Below are 19,207 nucleotides of genomic sequence, written 5' to 3'. Positions count from 1 at the left end.
GAATTTACATACCCTTTGGATCGTATCTCGGCTTCCCGACAAAGCCTGATGATACGATAATTTCATCTAGTGATATATGCTTCATTCTCTATGGTGTTTATGCACTTTTCTCTATTTTTTGTGTGCTGCCCGTAAATACCTCCATTGTGCTCTGACCTTCTTGGCTGATTCCATCGCGCTTAACAACCTTCAGTACAGTCCGATATAAAATCTTCATATCCAGCCATACTGACTGATGCTCCACATACCAGACATCCATCTTAAACTTTTCTTGCCACGCGAGACTATTTCGACCATTCACCTGAGCCCAGCCGGTAATACCAGGCTTTACTTCGTGGCGTCTCATCTCAAACGTGTTATACAGCGGTAGATACTGCATCAATAAAGGCCTTGGACCGACTAGACTCAGCTCCCCCTTTAACACATTGATCAACTGCGGCAATTCATCTAGGCTTGCTTGACGGAGCAGATGGCCTGTCCGTGTCAGACGTGCGCCGTCCGGCAATAATTCACCTTTCTCATCTCGCGCATCCGTCATAGTTCTATATTTGTAGAGTGCGAACGGTTGGCCGTTGAGACCCGGCCGTATTTGTTTAAATATTACTGGGCGGCCAAGCTTTCGTCTGACGACAAGCGCAGTTACAAGCATCAAAGGGGAAAGCAAGACGAGTAAGAGACTGGCGACAAAGATATCAAATAGGCGTTTCATCAGATAAATCACCTCCTATAGTAATAGACTCGGTTTAAGCGTGGTCGATACCCAATTCATTAATAATAAATCGCACTTTACCACTCTTCTCATGCGGCATGCTGTCCAAGTAGTTGAACTGGTAATGGTTGTTGATACCCAGCCTGCGACGGACTCTGTTCGTAAACAGCCTCTCCGTTTTTTCATCGTACCCACGGTCAATGACCATATTGACGATGAAATGCGTCAGATCTTTTTGAACGAACTGGAAACTTTTCACCTTATCCTCTATCCCCTCGACCACACGGGCCATAGCGACGCTAGACACCCTGTTATGATTACTCCCGAGCAAGTAATCCGCTTGCCTACCGATAATGCGTGTGATGCGTATGTCGTCAGAGAAAGAATTCAAGTACGGACGATCTGAATGTATTTCCACATGATCTCCAATGCGGTATCTCACAATAGGTGTTGCCGTGTTAATCAGACTGGTGACAACCATTTCGTAGATATTCCGCTCTACTTTCTCGAATTCGAAAATCCCTGTCTCTCTGCCAAGCTCGTAGGTCCCGTCAGCGATACTGTATATAAAAGGTGCGCCTTCTCCGCTCGCGTACTGGTCAACGACCGTTGTATGGAAGGCTAGTTCAATATCTCGTTTCATCTGCGGAAGCAGTGTTTCAGCATTTGGAAAAATACTTTCAACCTGCCAGTCGATTGTGATGTTGTTGGCAAGTATATATTTGGCGACCATGTGAATCGCAGACGGAAATCCATCGATCGATAGGGGGCGGAAGTGTGCAAGACTTTTATAGACATCGCTAATATTTTTAGGTGATAAATGATAAGATGCATATAATAGTTGATTCATTGCCAAGTTATACCGCCATAGATGATTTCTATGATTTGGTGGTGTTAGTTCTTGGCCTGAGAACGACGCACGCCTTGAGAATGGCTCGACCCCATTGCGGCGTTTAATGTAATCCAGATATGCCATCCTTTTCGCACGGTCGTACTCTGAATCATATACAGCGAGGCTGGCACCGGTTGTTCCACTGGTACCTGAGAACCGAATTTGCCCTTTCTTGTAAGAGCGTGCATCGAGTTCATACCTTAACTGCGATTTTGTGGTCTTCGGTAACTTTAGAAAGCTATTTAGAATATCTGCTTCATCTACGTCAATGTTTTTATAGACTGGAATATGTGTTTTCAAGTGGTGCATGAAATCTATGAGTGCTTGGTGATCGTCACTCTCTTTGTTCGTATACATATCAAGTGCTTTATAGTAGTTGTCCCCATATCGTTCTCTTTTGAGTTTGTAGCCGTAAGCGCTCGTCAGTGCATGTTGGATCACCACTGGCGATTTGTAGTAGATACGACGGCTTGCTGCATCTATAGATTTCCTGATCATTCTCATCACCTTGTTTCGCAATTTGATCGCTGTCACTAAAGCGCTCCAAACTAACGGTAACTATTTTTCTATATGGCTTCTGTCACTCATTTCATTGATGATAAAGCGCACCTTCCCACTTCTCTCCTTCTTTATTGCATCCCTATAGATGAAGTCATACCGATTATTCTTACCAAGACGTCGATGCATACGTTTCTTCAGTAGCTTCTCATCTGCTTCGCAAAAATCCTTTTCGACGACCATATTGACTTCAAAACGCGTACGCGATTTTTGAATAAATTGGATTTGAATAATACTTTCTTCAAGCCCGTCCACCACCCACGCCATGTTTACACTGTTCACACGGTTATCTTGTTCGCCAAGCAAATAGTCAGACTGTCTGCCAATAATTTTTTTGATGACAACATCATCTGTATAGGAATTTAGATAAGATTGGTCGGAGTCGATCTCTACCTGATCTCCAATTCGGTAACGCACAATAGGTGTTGCGTAGTTGATAAAACTTGTCACTACCATCTCGTATGTCCCATGATTATTTTTCTCAAATTCAATTAAACCTGTTTCATGGCCAACGTAGTACCGCCCATTTTTATCACTATAGATAAAAGGTGCTCCTTCGGCACTGGCATATTGATCAATTACCTTCGTATTAAAGGCTTTTTCGATATCTTCCCGCGCCTGGGGTAACAAAGTTTCTGCATTTGGAAACACTGCTTTGACTTCCCAATCAATCGTTAAGTCTTTAGACAAAATGTATTTGGCAACCATGTGGATTGCCGAGGGATAGCCATCTAGAGATACAGGTCTAAAGTGGGCGAGACTACGATAAACATTTTTTATATTATTCATATTGATGTAGTACGTGGCATACAACATTTGGTTCATCGGTGCATTATACCGCCAAAGGACGTTGCCGTGAGACTGCGGTGTGAGTTCCTGTCCAGTGAACGATGCACGCTTTGAGAATGGCAAGACCCCATTTTTATACTTTAAATAGTCGAGATAGGCCATCCGCTCTGCTCGGTCGAACTCCGAGTTGTACACAATCAAGTTCTTTCCCGTAGTGCCGCTAGTACGCGAGACTCTCAATACGCCGTCTTTATGCGACCTCCGATCGAGTTCATTCCGCAAGTCCGACTTGTTTGTATGCGGCAATTGACGAAAACTGTCAAAGGGTCTGGTTTCATCAATGTGGATATGTTTGTAGTACGGCACGTTTTGTTTCAAGTGTTGCATAAATAGAAGTAATTGCTTTTCGTGATCTATAGCGCCATCCACAAGCCGATGAAATGTCTTTTTGTAATGGTCGTTGTATCGCTCTTTTCTTAATTTGAAGCCGTAGACGCTTGTCATAACGTGCTGGAAGAATATTGGCGATCGGTAGTACAGTTTATGCGCCGAGGTTTTGAGCCACTTGACCATCATCTTTCCCCTCCTCTTTGAGCATTCGATAAAAATCTACAAGTGCTTCCTGCATTGTTTTGCGATCAAAATGATCGACCACGAAACTGCGAGCAGTGGTTGCCATACGCATTCTAAGGAGCGGGTGTTTGATTAGACGGTCTATACTATTAAAAAGTCCAAATTCATCGATACTGTGTGCAATTAATCCAGTTTGTCCGTCAAGTACTGTATCTTTTGCACCAGTGACATTGAATGTGACGACCGGTACACCCATCGCTTGCGCTTCAATACTGACGTTTCCGAAACCTTCCCGGTGAGTTGGGAATGCGAATATGTCCATTAAACTATAGTAATATTCAGGTTCTGTAGTATAAGGACAATGAATGATGCGTGCGTGGTTTCTAATCGTTTCTACGTGCACTTCATCAATTGGATCCGCGTTTTCGTAGTCACCGACAAGTAATAGTTTCACATCTCTATGAGTCTGCGCCAGTCGATTGAAAGCTTTGATTAACTCGTTAATGCCTTTATCTCTTGTCATACGCCCCACATAACCGATCACTATATCTTCTTCTTTGATATCGAGTTCCATACACAAATCTAGTCGTTTAGCTAGATCCAGTTGGGTGGGATCAAATTTCTTGAGATCGATGCCGTTACTGCTACCTTTGCCAATCCTTACTACTTTCTTTGGATTAACGATTCCCTGGCTGACGAGTGTTTCTTCCAGACTATCTGAAATGACTAGAACATGAGTACTGAGTGTGCAAGCCACTTTCTCTAAGCGCATGAGCAGACTGCGCTTTAAGCCGATTGCCGTCTCTAGTCTCAATCCCCGTACGATATAGACTCTCTGGTTAACACCTGCTAGGTAACCGGCGATCATTCCGATTAATCCAGCTTTCGGGGTGCCAAAGTTGATGATGTCTGGCTGCTCCGATTTTAAATAACGGTAAAGCTTGAAAAGACTAACGACATCCTTGTAAGGACTGATTTCGCGTTCAAAAGGAATATGAACGATTGAAATGCCCTCATACTTCTTGTTTTCGGCGTTGTTACACACTACTTTAATATTGAAGCCATGGGCGGCGACATATTCTACTTGTTCTTTAATCAGCATGACACTAAATACGTTTGTCACACCTTGAATGATTTTTGGCATAAGCGACATCTCCAACCTTATTGATTTAGAAATTCACTTGAACTATCGTGCTTCATCTCCGACTCCAGACCTTTGTTTTTGATCTTGGAATGCTTTATGCCGTGCAGCACCCGCCAGGGCAAGCGCAACGATAATAACATAGAACACTTTGAAGCGATGTCTAAGGGCCGTCCCTGCATTGGATATCCCTAATCCGAAAATGAACCAGCTTGCAACAATCGCAATCAGCACTATGAGAAGTAGGGGCTTTGTTTTGACAAGATGAAAATTCCGTATGAAAATGACCAATGCAGAGATATAGAATGACGCATCAAGTAAAAAACTGATTAGGTCATTTACGTTTCTGATGGACCAGGGCATCGGAGAAGCAATGAAATATATGATTTTGATTGGCGAAAAGAGAATGAGTTGAAAGATGTTATTAATTTCGAGCCCAGTGAGATAAGCAGTATCTCCTCGAGTCGAAGAGAGCGTCTTATATATATTGTCATCGTTGTTTAAAATCTGGTCGAACTTGTTAAAGAGCGGCAGCCCTGCAACAACTTCCGGGAAGACTAGAATGTAGACCATGATCACCGCGAAAATTCCAAATGGGACTACTGATCCCATTGAGAACCTCAAGGTCCTTTGATCGTGACGATAGGAAATGAACCCAAAGATATAGCCAATCGCAATGGCGATAATTGCCGAGTGAAACGACGCACCAGCAATAACGAGAATAAGACTCGCTACTCCACTGAGTCTTTCTTTCTTTAAAAACCATCGGATGAAGCAGTAAAGCGAGAGCACTACCATCAGAGAAATAATGGATTCTCTCAAAAGAATGCTCGAAAATATCAGAGAATGCGGGAAAAATGCCATCAATACCACCAGTACGCCTTGGACATGTGACGGGACGTTCAGCATTCTAAAGATTTTAATAACGATGAGGATCGCCGTGAGTGCAAATAGTATGTTCAAGTACTGTACGAATAGCCTGTCTGCTCCATACAGATTGAAAAGGATACCGATAAATTTTGAATAGAGACCCCCGTATACAGATGCGTCGAGCATATGCATATTCACGCTGATCTGTAGGCCTGTTTCGTAAAAGTTTTCCGTGTCCTCACCACTGTGCGGTAATGTCGGTCTCGATTCAGACAGGTCGACGAACAACATTGCCAACCGAATGAAGAAACTTAAGAATAGGACGAAGAAGTATTTTGTGTAACCTATCCATAAGATTGAAAAGATCAGTACTGTGGTGACGATGAGGAATGAGAACGTCATGTAGTGCGTGTCGGCGATATAGTTCTGTCCGAGAAACCCAATAACAATGTACGCAACTGTCACCAACCAGACTATGACCATATTCTCCCTCCTCAGACGAGATCCTTCGTTCTCCAATGATGTACCAAGACCGCTAACTGTCCAGTCGCAAGCATGGAATGTGTGATGATGGCCACTATAAAAGCACCCTTTAAACCAAACGGAATGATGACCGCAATGGACAACACTAGTGTTAGAACAAATGTCGAACTTTGCAAAATGACTTGTAAGCGGTAAATGTTCAGAATGCTCAGTGCCATTTCAAACAATTTAATATAAACTACGAGAAACAATAATATGCCAAGGAGCATCATTTCTTGTTGGAAGCCTTCGAACTGTTCACCATAGACGAACACGAGTATTCTATTGCCAAAAAGCAACAGTATAATTTCTCCGATTCCGACAAGAATGAGAAACATCATACATAGACGAAGGAAAGAGCGATAAAATAGTGCTATGTTACTGTGGCTTGTCTTCGCCAGACTCGCCACAAACGTCTCATTTATTGCGACAACCACATTATTGGTAATGGTTGAGAAGTACATGATCGTCGCAAATATACCGAGTGTTTCAATTCCGTGAAAATGCTCAATCATATATCTCGGGATATTGGTGACAAAGGAATTAAGTACTTCTACAGCTGTTAGGCCGATACCTAGACCAACGATATTTTTAAATTGTAGCCATTCAAGCTTAACCTTCTGCTGCTTTAGAACGTAAGAATATCTACGGTCGTAAAAGTAGTAGATGATCCACTGTGCAACAAGTAGGCTAGAAATAGAAAAGAGCAGAGAGTTAAACGTTACGGTGATAACGGTAAATAACGCGAGCGTTAAAATGCTTTTATAAATCTTTGAGTACGCAAGAAACGCGATGTTGGATTCCGCAATGTTCTCGGTATAGATGAATTCTTCTTTATTCTCGAAGAACTTGAAAAGTACAAATATACCGAGGCAGGCACTTTCGTAGAAACTGAGTTTCGAAGAAAGCATGAGTACTGACGAGAACAGTAAGAAACTGACGTTTGTTAGCATCCTGAACTGATGGAACACCTGGTAGTCGTAAGACAGTTTCTTTTGCGTTGGCACCAGTACAGAGAGCATGAAGCGACTGAAAAGAACAAGCGGTCCTGTCAAAGCTAGAAAGTACGAGAACAAACCGACCTCGTACACACCGAGTAGACGTGTGAGTAAAATGACTTGTCCCCACTGGCTTAATGCGAGCAACACAGTCCCCAATATATTCAGCAGTCTAACTCGCATGTTCCTGTTCCAGGTCTTCCTGCTTCATGTTTTCTTGTCCAACAAAGCTTAGAAGCTTCTCCTTCAACTCTGTTTCATCAATACTTAAAAACGAACGAATCTTCGATTCGATGAGACTAAGCGATGATTCTGTCACACGTCCACGGTAAATTTTCTTATATACTTGTTCCGGGTGGATTTCTTCGGCTTTCAGCAATTCTTCGTATAACTTCTCTCCGGGTCTGATACCGACAAATTCAATGCCGATGTCTTCTTCTTTGAAGCCACATAGTCTGATCATATTCTTTGCAAGATCGACGATTTTGACTGGCTCTCCCATATCTAATACGAATACTTCGCCACCTTCTGCGATAGCGCCCGCTTGTATTACTAGTCTCGATGCTTCAGGGATAGTCATAAAGTACCGGGTCATTCTAGGATCCGTCACAGTAACCGGACCACCCGCTTGAATCTGTTTCCTAAACTTTGGAATGACAGATCCCCGACTCCCCAATACGTTACCGAATCTCACTGCAACCAAAGTTGTTTCCGTACAGTTTTTATCCAGAGCCTGGATGATCATTTCGGCCATCCGCTTCGTTGCACCCATGACATTCGGCGGGTTGACCGCCTTGTCAGTCGAGATCATGACAAATTTCTTTGTTTTAAAATGACACGCTGCCTCTGCAGTATTCTTTGTACCCACAACGTTATTCTTTATCGCCTCGCGTGCGTTGTACTCCATCATAGGCACATGCTTATGCGCGGCAGCGTGGAATACAATATCGGGGCGATACTTATCAAACACTTCGAATATTCGCTTTCGATCTTGGACGTCTGCGATGACTGGCACATAGCCAATTGTGTTGTCTTTCCGCTCGAGCACTTCTTCAAGAATAGAATAGATGCTGTTCTCTCCATGACCGAGCAGGAGAATTTTCTTTGGCTTAAATACTGCAATCTGCCTTACAATCTCAGAACCGATACTACCGCCAGCACCAGTAATTAAAATTGTGCGTCCAGAAATTTGCGCTTCTATTCCGTCGAAATCCAGTTCGACTGGCTCCCGCCCTAAAAGATCTTCGACTTCTACTTTCTTTAAAGTATTCACTTCAAGTCTTCCCGACATCACGTCTTCTATATTTGGCATCGTCAGCACATCGACACCCTGCATGTTAGCAAGTGCGTGTATTTGCTTGAGTTCAAACTTGTTAAGTGAAGGAATGGCAATGATGACTTTTTTAATCCCATACTTTCTGACCAATCTCTCAATGTCTTCTCGCGTGCCTTCTACCTTGACTCCACCCGCGATTTCCATATTCATCTTGGTGGGATCATCATCTGCAACAGCCACTGGATACATGCCCATCGATTCGTTTTCGAGCATCTGTTTGATTAATAAGGCGCCGCCTCTACCGCCTCCAAAAATGAGGGCCTTATTCTCTTTACTCTGACGTGACCGTTTGTCATTAAGATGATAGGCTGCCAGTTTCCATGACAGTCGTGACCCTCCTATGAATATCAAATGCATCATCCAGGTGATCAGCATGAGACGGACAAAAGACATATCGTATATCAGATGGGTCAGCAGAAATGATACACATAAAGCCAAAGTGACCGCTTTCGTAACGGCAACCAATTCTCTGACACTCGCAAACTTCCAAGCACGATGGTACAGATTAAACATATGGGCGAATACGTGATGGCTGACCAGTAATATAACCGAAGTCACTGCAAGCACGCCCAAAGGAAATGCTGTAAAGTATGGCATGAGAATGTAGTAACTTAGAAACACTGAAAAAGTAACAATCAGTGAATCTACTGACAGAAAGAGAAAATAGCGTTTTTTTGCACCCATAGTATCCTCTTCTTTCTTTTGGCATGATGCCTATTCAATTGTAATCATGATTAAAGTTATTGAGATCCTCTCGATTTCTCAATTAAAGCAGTGTCGACTCTAGTAAGCGTATTTTCACTTCTTAATACTTCATGCTTCTTTGTGTCCTATCACAACGCATGATTCGATACCACGTGCTGCTTCGTCCGACCCCTCGAATGAAGCAACGCGTCCACTAATAAACTCATTTTTTCCTACCCGACCATCCACTTGTGTCCTATCACAAGCGTATGACTTGATACTACGTTTTGCTTCGCTCGACCCCTCGATTGAAGCAGCGCGTCCACTAATCAATTCATTTTTACCTACCCGGTGTGCGTTTGTGTCCTATCATAAACGTAGAATCTGAATACTCTACTCATCGACTTCGACACCACCTCCTTTAATGATACTCACTCAATGCATTCGCAGTAGGTTTTCAGGTCACTTAGCTGTACTCTTCAGTAGACTGATTATAGTAAAATGTATCTTCTAAGGCGTGTTCTGGATGACGATTGTTCAGTATGATACCAACGATGTTTGCCCCCGCCTTATTCAACAACTCTTTTGCCTCTAATATTCTGTCGCGATTGTTATCTTGGACATTCGTCACTAAGATAACGCCATCTGTGTGCTTACTGAGTATTTGAGCATCGGTAACAGAAAGTAGCGGTGGTGAATCCACAATGACCATCTCGTAGTTGTCCCTAAGCATCTGCATCATCGTTTCCATCCTTTTTGAAGACAGGAGTTCCGATGGATTCGGTGGGACTGGTCCTGAAGTAATTAAATCGAGTTGATCGAATGCTGTCCGTTTAATCACTGCTCGCCAATCCATATCATTGATCATTAAGGTCGATAGTCCGGTTTGATTGGATACTTCGAAAGTGTAATGACTGGTTGGTCGTCTGAGATCCCCATCTAAAAGCAAAGTGCGTTTACCTGCTTGTGCATATGCAATGGCCATGTTCGTTGCGACTGTGGATTTGCCGGCTCCTGGCATATCAGAAGTGAAGAGCACTGCATTTAGTGGAACATCGATACTCGAGTACATGATATTTGTACGGATTGTCCGGAACTGCTCACTGGCTGGTGCATATGGTTTCGTCGCTACAATCGTCTTTCTTGGTGCGTGTAGCCGCTCTTCTCGTTTCTTTTTGTTCATAATGGCACCCCCTTATTCTTCGAATCTTGTAATGGAACCAACAACAGGTATACCGATGAAAGTCTGAACATCATTTTCATCTGCCACTGATTTATCCAGAAACTCCCTCATGAAGATAAACGTCAAAACAACGAGCAAGCTGGCAATGATACCGACAGTAATATTGATCAATGGATCTGGGGATATGGGTGCGCCCTCAGCACCAATCGTTGCGGGAGACATAATGGATACATTGTCGACATTCATAATTGCCATGACGGTGTCTTGAAACACTACTGCGATTTCGTTGGCGATACGTTCTGCTTGGCCTGGGTTTCCGTCTATAACAGTCACTCTTAGAATTTGAGACTGATCTTCGTTGCGTACAGAGATCTGTTCCGAAAGCGCGCTTGTCGACTGTTCTAGCTCGAGGTTTGAAACGACTTGCTCCAATACAGTTTCACTTCCAATAATGTCACGATACGTATGAATCAACTGCAAGCTATTCTCGATGTTTTCGTTGTTTGTCATGGTGACGCCTTCAGCTGGGCTTACGAGTATTTCAGTTTGTGCTTCATATCTCGGGGGAATAAGAAAAAATGTGATCACTGCTGATAGGAGCCCACCGAGTAATGTGTAGATTACTATTTTTAGCCGGTGTTTTTTGAGTATCCGGAGTGCATGTTCCAGGCTGATCGTTTCTGACATAACCACACCTCCATAAACTTTACTTATTGCACTCAATAAGTATTTTTACAAATATAGCACGATATATTAAAAATGGGAATATTCAAAATAATATAATATTGTAAAATTACCCTATTATTTATAAGCTGATTACTTTTTATATACATGTTTATGCTTCTATGCATATATGGAGGGTTCAAGCAAATTAAAAAGTCTAAATGTGCTTGAACACATTTAGACTCTTATAAATGACCGGATCAATCTTCTTTTAGTGGACCGGCTGCTTTCACCTTGATCCTTGTCGCATTTCCAGGCAGATAGGCCAGTGGTATATCTTCAAAACTTATAATTTCGGTCTTATCCTTATCCGCGCCGGCATTGACTGCTTCATCGATCGCAAACTGCTTGATCTCATCAATAATTTCAGTCCTTCTTGATGGGTCGATGTTATAGATCTTCTCTACTTCTCCGCTGATATCTGAAATTGCAGAGCCGATGGCATTTGCGACACCGCTATTTTCAGGATTGATCACTTCACTGGCACCCTTGATATCCCCTTCTATCAGCGTACTGCCGCCACCAACAAGTACGACCGGCACTTCCTTATCGCTCGTCTTCATGCGTTCTATCGCTACTTCGATCATACTGATGATCTCATCGTAGATGCGATCGACCAATGCTTTATCCATATCTTTGACATTGTCTGAATCCCCGAGTGACAGAATGCCTTTGGCAACAGCAATATCTGTTACGGTCAGCGTATCCCCACCAAATACTTTTGCTTTCTCAGGTAACTGGTAGCCAACACTGTCGGGACCAATCTTGAATTCGTCTCCGTCGAGCGTGATGATGGTTCCGCCCCCAAGTGCCAGTGAGTAGATGTCCGGCATTCTGAAATTGGTCTGTACGCCACCCAGTTCGACGGAAAGTGACGATTCCCTTGGAAAGCCATTGTTCAGCACACCAATATCCGTCGTTGTACCACCGATGTCCGCTATGATCGCATTTTCATGATTTGAGAGGAAGCTCGCCCCCCGCAGACTGTTTGTCGGCCCACAGGCGACAGTGAGTATCGGATATTTGAGTGTATATTCCTTAGACATCAATGTACCGTCGTTCTGGCAGAAGTATACTTCACAATCGACGCCGTGACGACCTAAAGCCTTTTCGAACCCTTCTGTCGTACGTTTAGCGACATCGATAATGGCTGCATTCAGTATAGTAGCATTCTCACGTTCGAGCAGGCTGATACTGCCGATTTCCGAAGACAGAGAAAACGCGACATCTTCGCCAACGATATCTTCAATAATTTCTTTGGCACGTTTTTCGTGCGCCTTGTTGACCGGTGAGAAGATGGAGGAAATGGCAATGGAATTGACTTTTCCTTTCAACACTTGTGCAATCTTTTCAAGATGCTCTTCATCGAGTTCAGCGATCAATTCACCATTGAACTCATGACCGCCTCTGACCTGGTAGATATGCTGGCCGATAATTTCCTTCAGGTCTTCTGGCATGCTGTAAATCGGTTCGATTGCCGTCCCTGCAGGTGCCCCGATGCGGATGACACCCACATCATTCAGACTTTTACGTGTGACGATGGCGTTCGTACATTGCGTCGTCCCGAGCATACCGTAGTCGATCAGTGACTTATCAAGCCCTGAATTCTCAAGGAGTGCTTCCACAGCGCCTGCAATGCCTGTTTCAATATCGTCTGTTGTTGGATGCTTGAATGCAGTCAGCACATTCATATCGGAATCCAGTATTACCCCATCCGTATTTGTGCCGCCTACATCGATACCCAGTTTATATCTCATTTAAATAGCTCCTTTTCACTGATTTAATGCTTCAATCGTCTGGTATTTAAAGTCGTAACCGAAATAACCCGGGCCGACCGTTTCGATGCCTTTATCAGTACGCCACTTCGGATCGCAAGGCATACCAAGGATGACGACCCGCATACCGAACTTCAGACCTTCTGTCGTGATTGGCATACCCGTCTCCGCATCAAGGACCGTGATGAGATCCGGTGTCAGGCACTTCGGTTCTCCATCAACTAGGCATATCAGATTTTCATTCTGAAATTCCAAAGAACACTCTGAAGACTTGTTCTCGTTCAATCCTTCAAATACAGCTTTCCCCCTGACAAAACCACCATCTGTCGCCCGTTCCACGTCTTTAATCTTACCTTCGAACAAGATATAGCCATTTGTCGCTTCAACAAGATCTTCCACCGGCTGCTTTGATGTCATGATGATGTCGCCAAGCTTTTCTTCAAATGTCAGTGAACTGAGGATGGACGAATCTTTCGCCTGTCTGCCTGTCATCGGATAGATAGCATTGAGTAATGAACCCCCCATCGTCATCGTTGCAGCCCGTGCGATTTTTTCGGTCCATACCCCGTCGATTGCGTTGAGTACGATGGAATTGCCCTTTTCGTCCGCCAGGACCATAGGGGAAGCATTAATGCCGTCCAAGTAATAAGTCACCATCTGCAGTTCCGGGAAAGCCCGGCCCATGCCGTCGGCATCCACCACCGGCAGACCGACTTTCGCAGCGAGCGCAAACGGCAGCAGTGAATTGACACCCCCTGCTTCGATTGGCATCGTCGCAGTAATTTTCTTGCCGAGATACTCTTCTAGAGCACTGAAAGCTGCGATGGATTCTTCTCCGCTTGGTACCTTCTCTACCATAACTGTTGGCGCACCCATCATTGCTGAGGGCACAACAAGTGCATCATCATCCAGTTCGCTCGCTTCGATAAGCTGGATGGGACCGTGCTTTTCTATTGCTTGCAGCGCCATCAGCTTGCCGATGAATGGATCACCGCCACCGCCCGTACCGAGCAGTGCGGCACCGATTGCCATCTTTTCTATTTCTTCTTTACCGATATAACGCATCATGTCACCCTTTAACTATTTTTTTCGAGTGGGACGTAGTCGTAATCATAACCGAAGTATCCGGGTCCCACTGTCCGAATGCCTGCTTCTGTCTTCCATTTGTCGTCAGCGGGCTGTCCAAATACAACGCAGCGCATGCCGAATTTCAAGCCTTCTGTCGTAATCGGCATCCCCGTTTCCAAATCAAGCACTGTAATCAGATCCGGCGTGATACAGCGCGGTACATCATTCACCAAACAAACTAAATTCTCGTTCTGGAATTCGAGTGTGCATATCGTGTCTTTATCCGTATCGAGACCTGTTAGTCTAGCGGTCCCTTTGACAAAGCCACCATCGGTCCTGCGGACAACATCCTGGATCTTGCCTTGGAACAAAACCGTACCGCCGAGCAATGCTTTGAGATCTGCGACAGGCTGCTTCGAACGCATCAATGTCTCTCCGATCGCAATGGATGTCGACACGGTATGGTGGATGGCATAGTCATTCAGCTGCTGTTTACTTAGTAGGTAGACACCATTCAAAATGGAGCCGCCCATGACAGTAGTCAGACTGCGCGCAATCTTTTCTGTCCACAGTCCACTACTAGTATTGAGTATCGCCGTATTGCCCTTCTCATCAGCAAATACGGCAGGGGTATTATGGATGCCGTTGACGTTGAAAGTATCCATCTGCATTTCTGGAAATGCACGTCCCATACCGTCGGCATCGACAAGTGGTACGCCTTTGATGGCTGCAAATATGATGGGGATCATCGAATTGACACCGCCTGCTTCGATCGGCATGACAGCATCGATATGGTCGCCGTTGTATTTGACGAATTCATCGTAGAGTATGTCGAATGATTCGAAGTTTGGGATTTTCTCTACCAGCACTGTCGGTGCGCCTACCATGGCGAATGTCGCCACAGTAGCGTCCGTAGGTAACTCATCAATCGTCACCATCTGCACAGGACCATATTTGTCAATCGACTGCTGGGCCATCAGTTTACCCACATAAGGGTCACCGCCGCCCCCTGTGCCAAGGAGTGCCGCACCAATCGCCAGTTTATCCATGTCTGCTTTGTTCAAGTATTTCATTTCTTCACCTCAAGTGACTTTTCAGCCATCAGCCATTTGCTCGCAGCCATTTGCAGGACAAACGCTACGACGAACGCATCGATGGCCGGTGCATTGGTCAGCGTGAACCAACCAAATCCGAGTGGTGCATCCGTCGTTGCAAAGGCGATGAATATGGCGATCGCCCAGATGAGGATGCTGTAAGGATTAATCTTCTTAATAAGATCAATCTTGTCAAAATCGTAGGCCCCACGACGCATGATGAAATCTGCCGCATAAATGCCTCCAACTGGTGGAATCATAATACTCAATATGCTCAGGAATGTGATGAAGTTCGTATAGATGCCAGTAATTGCGAATACAGTACCGACAATGCCCGCAAAGATAGTAATGATATATTTGGGAACAGTTTTGAAAACCACTGAGAAACCAAGTGCTGAAGAATAGAGATTCGTATTATTTGTTGTCCACTGAGCCAGAATCAGCACGAGCATACCACCTGTCCCCCAGCCGATACCAATCATGATGGCCACAACATCCACTTCTGTCGTCGCTTTAGCCAGAAGGATCGCGATCAGCAGCACCACTGAATAGCCAATAAAGTAACCGAGTAGTGAAGAGATGACTGTTTCTTTCGTGCCTTTCGCGTACCTCGAGAAGTCTGGTGCGATGATGGCACCGACAGCCAATGAACCGATGACCAGCGAGATACCTGCACCGAGGGTGATTGGTTCTGCAGCGAGCGCCGCACCATTCAGCTCCGATAGCGAATAGTTGTTAAGTACGATGATTGTTGAGCCGACAAGGAGAATACCGAGCAGCGGCACAGCCACGATACTCAGTTTCTCGATCGCCTTATAGCCGATCATGGATGTCACTGTCATCAGTATGCCGCCGATGATCATCAAAAGTGTACGATTCACTTCAACCCCGAAAACGGACTGGATGACATTCAATAGACTTGAGCCGAACAGATCAAGCTGCACCCCGAACCAGCCGAATAGTGAAATGGCGATGACGATGGATACCAAGTAGCCACCATATCGTCCCATGGCGAAAGATGAAATCATTGACGTAGAAAGCCCCGTCTTATTGCCTGGAATCCCGCATAGTATGTTCAGGATCGCCAATAGAAATGTACCGACAAGTGATACGACAATTGCCTGTGATAAGCTCATACCGCTGCCGAGCGCCCCGCCAAGTGCTGTTGCAGATAGCGCGATGATCCCGGCAATCCATACCATCGTCAATTGGATCCAGCCCTTTCTTTCAGACTGGGGTACCGGACGGACCTCGTAGTCCTCAATGAGGCGCTGTCCCTCATTCGGCTTTGTGCGATCAATAATTGTGTTGTCTACTGCTTTTGTTTTCATATTATTCCTCCTTCATCATGGCGCGCATGGCCAGATTCATCAGTTTCTTTGCATGGCCAATTTCTTTTTCCATACGTTCATCCGTATAGATGACACTGCCCCAGAAGATTCCGTTGCCGATCAGCAAAAATGTTTCAAGCAGGTCTCCGGCAGCTGAATCATCAACGTGTGGAAATGTTTGTTTTATATCAGCATAAAGTTTGTCATAGAGCCAACGGTAATATTGGTTCAAGTACTGCTCCACTTCCATCTTGAAATCATCATTTGCACTCTCCATCAGTCTGAGGTAAACGGAAGTTTCATCGCGGTTATCACGATGGTGTGCAGCTACTTTTGCGATCATGGCCTGAAGTCGCATCTCGAGCTTGTCATCTTGGTGATTGAAATACTCCCCAGTCATAGCCTCGAAATGGTTGGATAGGACTTTGAGCAGTACCGCCTTGACCAGTTCATCCTTATTCTTAAAAAAGTAATAGATGGAAGCTGCCTTGATATCACAGTCTTTCGCAATATTCTTCATCGTTGTCCCCTCGTACCCATAGATAGAAAGCTGTTTGAGAGTTGACGCGAGTATATTATCCTTAGTCAAAATCATCACCTACCTAATATTTGTTAGGTAGCATACCATAAAAAAATAGAGTAGTAAATATTTTCTGAAATTTTATATTTAGTATCTATAATAAATTTTTATACGCAACATCAAAGATAGGCTTTTTCCAATATTCTCAAGTAATCGGTTTTCTTTATCGGACGGACATTGCTTGGAGTGGAACCATTCTGTTCGGCGATTTCCGCCATATGTTCAAGATCTGAAGCTTTGACATAGGATAATTCACCGAGTGTCGGAATGTCGAGTGCTTCAGTGAATTGGTAGAGTCCATCGACCAGCTTGTCGATGGCTGAAGCTTCAGAATCTGTTTCGTCCGCAAAGTTCATGATTCTTGAAATTTCAGCATGTAGCGGTCGATCTTCTTCGGCATTGTACTGGACGACATACGGCAGGAATATCGCATTCGCTACACCATGCGGTGTATCGTAGAGACTTCCCAGTGCTTCCGCTAGACAATGCACCGCTGCAACATCTGCTGAACCGAAGCAGAGTCCGGCAAGCAGGCTGCCCTCTTGCATTTTTGCTCTGGCTTTTACGTCCTTTTCGTTTTCGTAGGCTTTTGGCAAATGTGCCACAATTTCCTTCATTGCCGCCGCCCCCATCGCCTTTGACACGGGGTTTGTACGCTTGCACGTATACCCTTCAATTGCGTGTACAAGTGCATCAACGCCAGTTGCTGCAGTAATTGCTTTCGGTACAGACATCGTCAGTTCCGGATCCAGTATGGCGACTGTCGGTCTCAGCAGTTCATGCTTCAAAGTAATTTTCGTATGGGTTTCAGCTAAAGTAATGACAGAGGAACGTGTCACTTCCGACCCTGTACCTGCTGTTGTTGGTATGCAGATGAGCGGGGCGACGTTTGTATATGGAAGCCTGCCTTCAATATAATCATTGAACGTTCCACCATTCGGACCAAGAAGCGCAATGGCTTTGGCTACATCCATTGGACTCCCCCCGCCGATCGCGACAAGTGCTTCAGCCCCCTCTTCTTTGAACCGCTCTGCACCAGCCAGACATTCGTGGTCCCTTGGATTCGGAGATACTTCATCAAAGTGAACAACATTGAAGCCTGCGTCTGCAAGATGATTCTCTACCGGGGCTACCAAACCGATTTTTCTGACGCCAGGATCACTGACAATCATCACTGTTGCCCCGGGGGCGATATACTCCATCATGATCGGTGCAAACTTCTCTGATTCACCTGGACCCATTTTGATTCTCGTGTTGCAGAAATACTCGAAATGCACGTGGCATTCTCCTTTCTTCGCAGAATCTCCATTTGAAAGTGTATCTTGGCTGTCTTGAATCTTTCGGTGAATTGGAGCTGCAAAAGTGATATAGTCATTATATTCAAATAATTTAAATAGATATATAGAAATTTTTCGATCATATTCATCGGCTGTGCCGATTACGGAAGGAGAACAACCATGGAAATCAAACAGCTGCTTATATTCCAGACCGCTGCAAAGGAACTGAATTTTACGCGGACGGCTCAGATTCTCGGCTATGCGCAATCCAGTATTACAGCCAATATTACAGCGCTTGAATCAGAACTCGGGGTGCCTCTTTTTGAAAGACTTGGCAAACGCGTGACTCTGACCGAGTCGGGCAAAAAACTGCTGGATTATGCAGACGATATTCTTAATATGACCATGGAAGCTTCCGAGATTGTTGGCAGTAACTCAGAACCAAGTGGCCGACTGACAATCTGTGCATCTGAGACCCACTGTACATATCGCTTGCCTGAAATACTCAAAGATTTTCAGGAGAAATACCCAAAAGTGGAACTGGTGTTCAGACCGGCAGTGTATGAGAAGGAAATCCTTTCATTAATATCTGAAGGACAGATTGATGTTGCCCTATTGTCAATGAAGGCACTATCCAGTGATTCACTCATTGTGAAAGAACTGAGAGAAGAAAAGATGGCACTTATCTGTAGCGCAACAAATCCACTCGGCAGCACCACCATTACAAGCCCTGATTTATCGGACCAGCAACTTTTGCTGACAGAAGCTTGCGACTATCGATCGGCTTTTGAAGAAAAATTGCTACATCACGGCATAGAAAATAAAAGAAGGCTCGAACTCGGAGATATTGAAGCCATTAAGCAGTGTGTGATGGCCGATCTTGGCATCGCATTGATACCAGAGATTGCAGTACATAAGGAGTTAAGAGAAGGACGAATCAAGAAAATTGAGTGGGACGGAACACACTTGGACATCATGATTCAGATGTTTTGGCATAAAAATAAATGGATGTCCCCTGCGCTGAAAGCATTTATTGATGTTGCACAGAAGCATATCCAGAAGACGTAAAGTGAATTGGATAGATCAGTCATAATTGATAGTATT

Annotated in this window: 17 protein-coding genes; 1 reads left to right on the top strand and 16 read right to left on the bottom strand. The window is 44.5% G+C overall.

The genetic code is table 11. The features are described 5' to 3' along the window. Positions 1-97: 97 nt before the first annotated feature. The 16 genes from ACFOJ8_RS13050 to ACFOJ8_RS12975 form a co-directional block, all read right to left on the bottom strand. Positions 98-709 (bottom strand): sugar transferase, encoded by a 612-nt coding sequence (locus ACFOJ8_RS13050; RefSeq protein WP_380655579.1) that lies wholly within the window; start codon positions 707-709, stop codon positions 98-100. 34 nt (positions 710-743) lie between these two features. Then, positions 744-2,135: a hypothetical protein gene (locus ACFOJ8_RS13045; protein ID WP_380655582.1), complete on the bottom strand. Its 1,392-nt coding sequence runs from the start codon at positions 2,133-2,135 to the stop codon at positions 744-746. A 24-nt stretch (positions 2,136-2,159) separates the two neighbouring features. Next, entirely contained in the window at positions 2,160-3,524 is a 1,365-nt protein-coding gene (locus ACFOJ8_RS13040) for a hypothetical protein (protein ID WP_380655585.1), read from the bottom strand. Next, entirely contained in the window at positions 3,490-4,665 is a 1,176-nt protein-coding gene (locus tag ACFOJ8_RS13035) for a glycosyltransferase family 4 protein (RefSeq protein WP_380655588.1), read from the bottom strand. Before ACFOJ8_RS13035 ends, ACFOJ8_RS13040 begins: the two co-directional genes overlap by 35 nt. 42 nt (positions 4,666-4,707) lie before the next feature. Further along, positions 4,708-6,015 carry a hypothetical protein gene (locus ACFOJ8_RS13030; protein ID WP_380655591.1) on the bottom strand — a complete coding sequence of 436 codons (1,308 nt, stop codon included), beginning with the start codon at positions 6,013-6,015 and terminating at the stop codon, positions 4,708-4,710. Between the two features lie 11 nt (positions 6,016-6,026). Then, positions 6,027-7,235, bottom strand: a complete 1,209-nt coding sequence (locus tag ACFOJ8_RS13025; protein ID WP_380655594.1) for a lipopolysaccharide biosynthesis protein — start codon at positions 7,233-7,235, stop codon at positions 6,027-6,029. Beyond that, positions 7,225-9,072: a polysaccharide biosynthesis protein gene (locus ACFOJ8_RS13020; RefSeq protein ID WP_380655597.1), complete on the bottom strand. Its 1,848-nt coding sequence runs from the start codon at positions 9,070-9,072 to the stop codon at positions 7,225-7,227. Before ACFOJ8_RS13020 ends, ACFOJ8_RS13025 begins: the two co-directional genes overlap by 11 nt. Before the next feature lie 129 nt (positions 9,073-9,201). Then, the gene (locus tag ACFOJ8_RS13015) at positions 9,202-9,405 is read right to left on the bottom strand and encodes a hypothetical protein (protein WP_380655600.1); all 204 of its coding nucleotides are present in this window, start codon (positions 9,403-9,405) and stop codon (positions 9,202-9,204) included. Between the two features lie 133 nt (positions 9,406-9,538). Then, the gene (locus ACFOJ8_RS13010) at positions 9,539-10,255 is read right to left on the bottom strand and encodes a CpsD/CapB family tyrosine-protein kinase (RefSeq protein ID WP_380655603.1); all 717 of its coding nucleotides are present in this window, start codon (positions 10,253-10,255) and stop codon (positions 9,539-9,541) included. A gap of 12 nt (positions 10,256-10,267) precedes the next feature. Then, entirely contained in the window at positions 10,268-10,942 is a 675-nt protein-coding gene (locus ACFOJ8_RS13005; protein ID WP_380655606.1) for a YveK family protein, read from the bottom strand. A gap of 236 nt (positions 10,943-11,178) precedes the next feature. Next, positions 11,179-12,735, bottom strand: a complete 1,557-nt coding sequence (locus tag ACFOJ8_RS13000) for a hydantoinase/oxoprolinase N-terminal domain-containing protein (RefSeq protein ID WP_380655609.1) — start codon at positions 12,733-12,735, stop codon at positions 11,179-11,181. Positions 12,736-12,750: 15 nt separating this feature from the next. Continuing rightward, a complete protein-coding gene (locus ACFOJ8_RS12995) occupies positions 12,751-13,818 on the bottom strand; it encodes a DUF917 domain-containing protein (RefSeq protein WP_380657113.1) in 1,068 nt (355 codons plus the stop codon). Positions 13,819-13,829: 11 nt separating this feature from the next. Continuing rightward, positions 13,830-14,894: a DUF917 domain-containing protein gene (locus tag ACFOJ8_RS12990; RefSeq protein WP_380655612.1), complete on the bottom strand. Its 1,065-nt coding sequence runs from the start codon at positions 14,892-14,894 to the stop codon at positions 13,830-13,832. Beyond that, positions 14,891-16,246, bottom strand: coding sequence for a purine-cytosine permease family protein (locus ACFOJ8_RS12985; RefSeq protein WP_380655615.1), 1,356 nt, complete (start codon positions 16,244-16,246; stop codon positions 14,891-14,893). Before ACFOJ8_RS12985 ends, ACFOJ8_RS12990 begins: the two co-directional genes overlap by 4 nt. A 1-nt stretch (position 16,247) precedes the next feature. Continuing rightward, positions 16,248-16,835, bottom strand: a complete 588-nt coding sequence (locus ACFOJ8_RS12980) for a TetR/AcrR family transcriptional regulator (RefSeq protein ID WP_380655618.1) — start codon at positions 16,833-16,835, stop codon at positions 16,248-16,250. A 110-nt stretch (positions 16,836-16,945) separates the two neighbouring features. Beyond that, the gene (locus ACFOJ8_RS12975) at positions 16,946-18,067 is read right to left on the bottom strand and encodes an iron-containing alcohol dehydrogenase (RefSeq protein ID WP_380657116.1); all 1,122 of its coding nucleotides are present in this window, start codon (positions 18,065-18,067) and stop codon (positions 16,946-16,948) included. Positions 18,068-18,283: 216 nt separating this feature from the next. Here ACFOJ8_RS12975 and ACFOJ8_RS12970 point away from each other — a divergent pair, with 216 nt between their 5' ends. Beyond that, positions 18,284-19,171 carry a LysR family transcriptional regulator gene (locus ACFOJ8_RS12970; protein ID WP_380655621.1) on the top strand — a complete coding sequence of 296 codons (888 nt, stop codon included), beginning with the start codon at positions 18,284-18,286 and terminating at the stop codon, positions 19,169-19,171. Positions 19,172-19,207 lie beyond the last annotated feature (36 nt).

Source organism: Salinicoccus sesuvii (genome assembly GCF_042648145.1).
Lineage (GTDB): Bacteria > Bacillota > Bacilli > Staphylococcales > Salinicoccaceae > Salinicoccus > Salinicoccus sesuvii.
Note: the sequence above shows the minus strand (reverse complement) of the source record. Positions and strands in the feature narration are given on the sequence as shown.

Coding starts and splice junctions, on each gene's coding strand:
- ACFOJ8_RS13050 (WP_380655579.1), bottom strand. CDS start 709: ATGAAACGCCTATTTGATATCTTTGTCGCCAGTCTCTTACTCGTCTTG.
- ACFOJ8_RS13040 (WP_380655585.1), bottom strand. CDS start 3,524: ATGATGGTCAAGTGGCTCAAAACCTCGGCGCATAAACTGTACTACCGA.
- ACFOJ8_RS13035 (WP_380655588.1), bottom strand. CDS start 4,665: ATGCCAAAAATCATTCAAGGTGTGACAAACGTATTTAGTGTCATGCTG.
- ACFOJ8_RS13030 (WP_380655591.1), bottom strand. CDS start 6,015: ATGGTCATAGTCTGGTTGGTGACAGTTGCGTACATTGTTATTGGGTTT.
- ACFOJ8_RS13025 (WP_380655594.1), bottom strand. CDS start 7,235: ATGCGAGTTAGACTGCTGAATATATTGGGGACTGTGTTGCTCGCATTA.
- ACFOJ8_RS13020 (WP_380655597.1), bottom strand. CDS start 9,072: ATGGGTGCAAAAAAACGCTATTTTCTCTTTCTGTCAGTAGATTCACTG.
- ACFOJ8_RS13010 (WP_380655603.1), bottom strand. CDS start 10,255: ATGAACAAAAAGAAACGAGAAGAGCGGCTACACGCACCAAGAAAGACG.
- ACFOJ8_RS13005 (WP_380655606.1), bottom strand. CDS start 10,942: ATGTCAGAAACGATCAGCCTGGAACATGCACTCCGGATACTCAAAAAA.
- ACFOJ8_RS13000 (WP_380655609.1), bottom strand. CDS start 12,735: ATGAGATATAAACTGGGTATCGATGTAGGCGGCACAAATACGGATGGG.
- ACFOJ8_RS12995 (WP_380657113.1), bottom strand. CDS start 13,818: ATGCGTTATATCGGTAAAGAAGAAATAGAAAAGATGGCAATCGGTGCC.
- ACFOJ8_RS12990 (WP_380655612.1), bottom strand. CDS start 14,894: ATGAAATACTTGAACAAAGCAGACATGGATAAACTGGCGATTGGTGCG.
- ACFOJ8_RS12985 (WP_380655615.1), bottom strand. CDS start 16,246: ATGAAAACAAAAGCAGTAGACAACACAATTATTGATCGCACAAAGCCG.
- ACFOJ8_RS12975 (WP_380657116.1), bottom strand. CDS start 18,067: ATGGGTCCAGGTGAATCAGAGAAGTTTGCACCGATCATGATGGAGTAT.
- ACFOJ8_RS12970 (WP_380655621.1), top strand. CDS start 18,284: ATGGAAATCAAACAGCTGCTTATATTCCAGACCGCTGCAAAGGAACTG.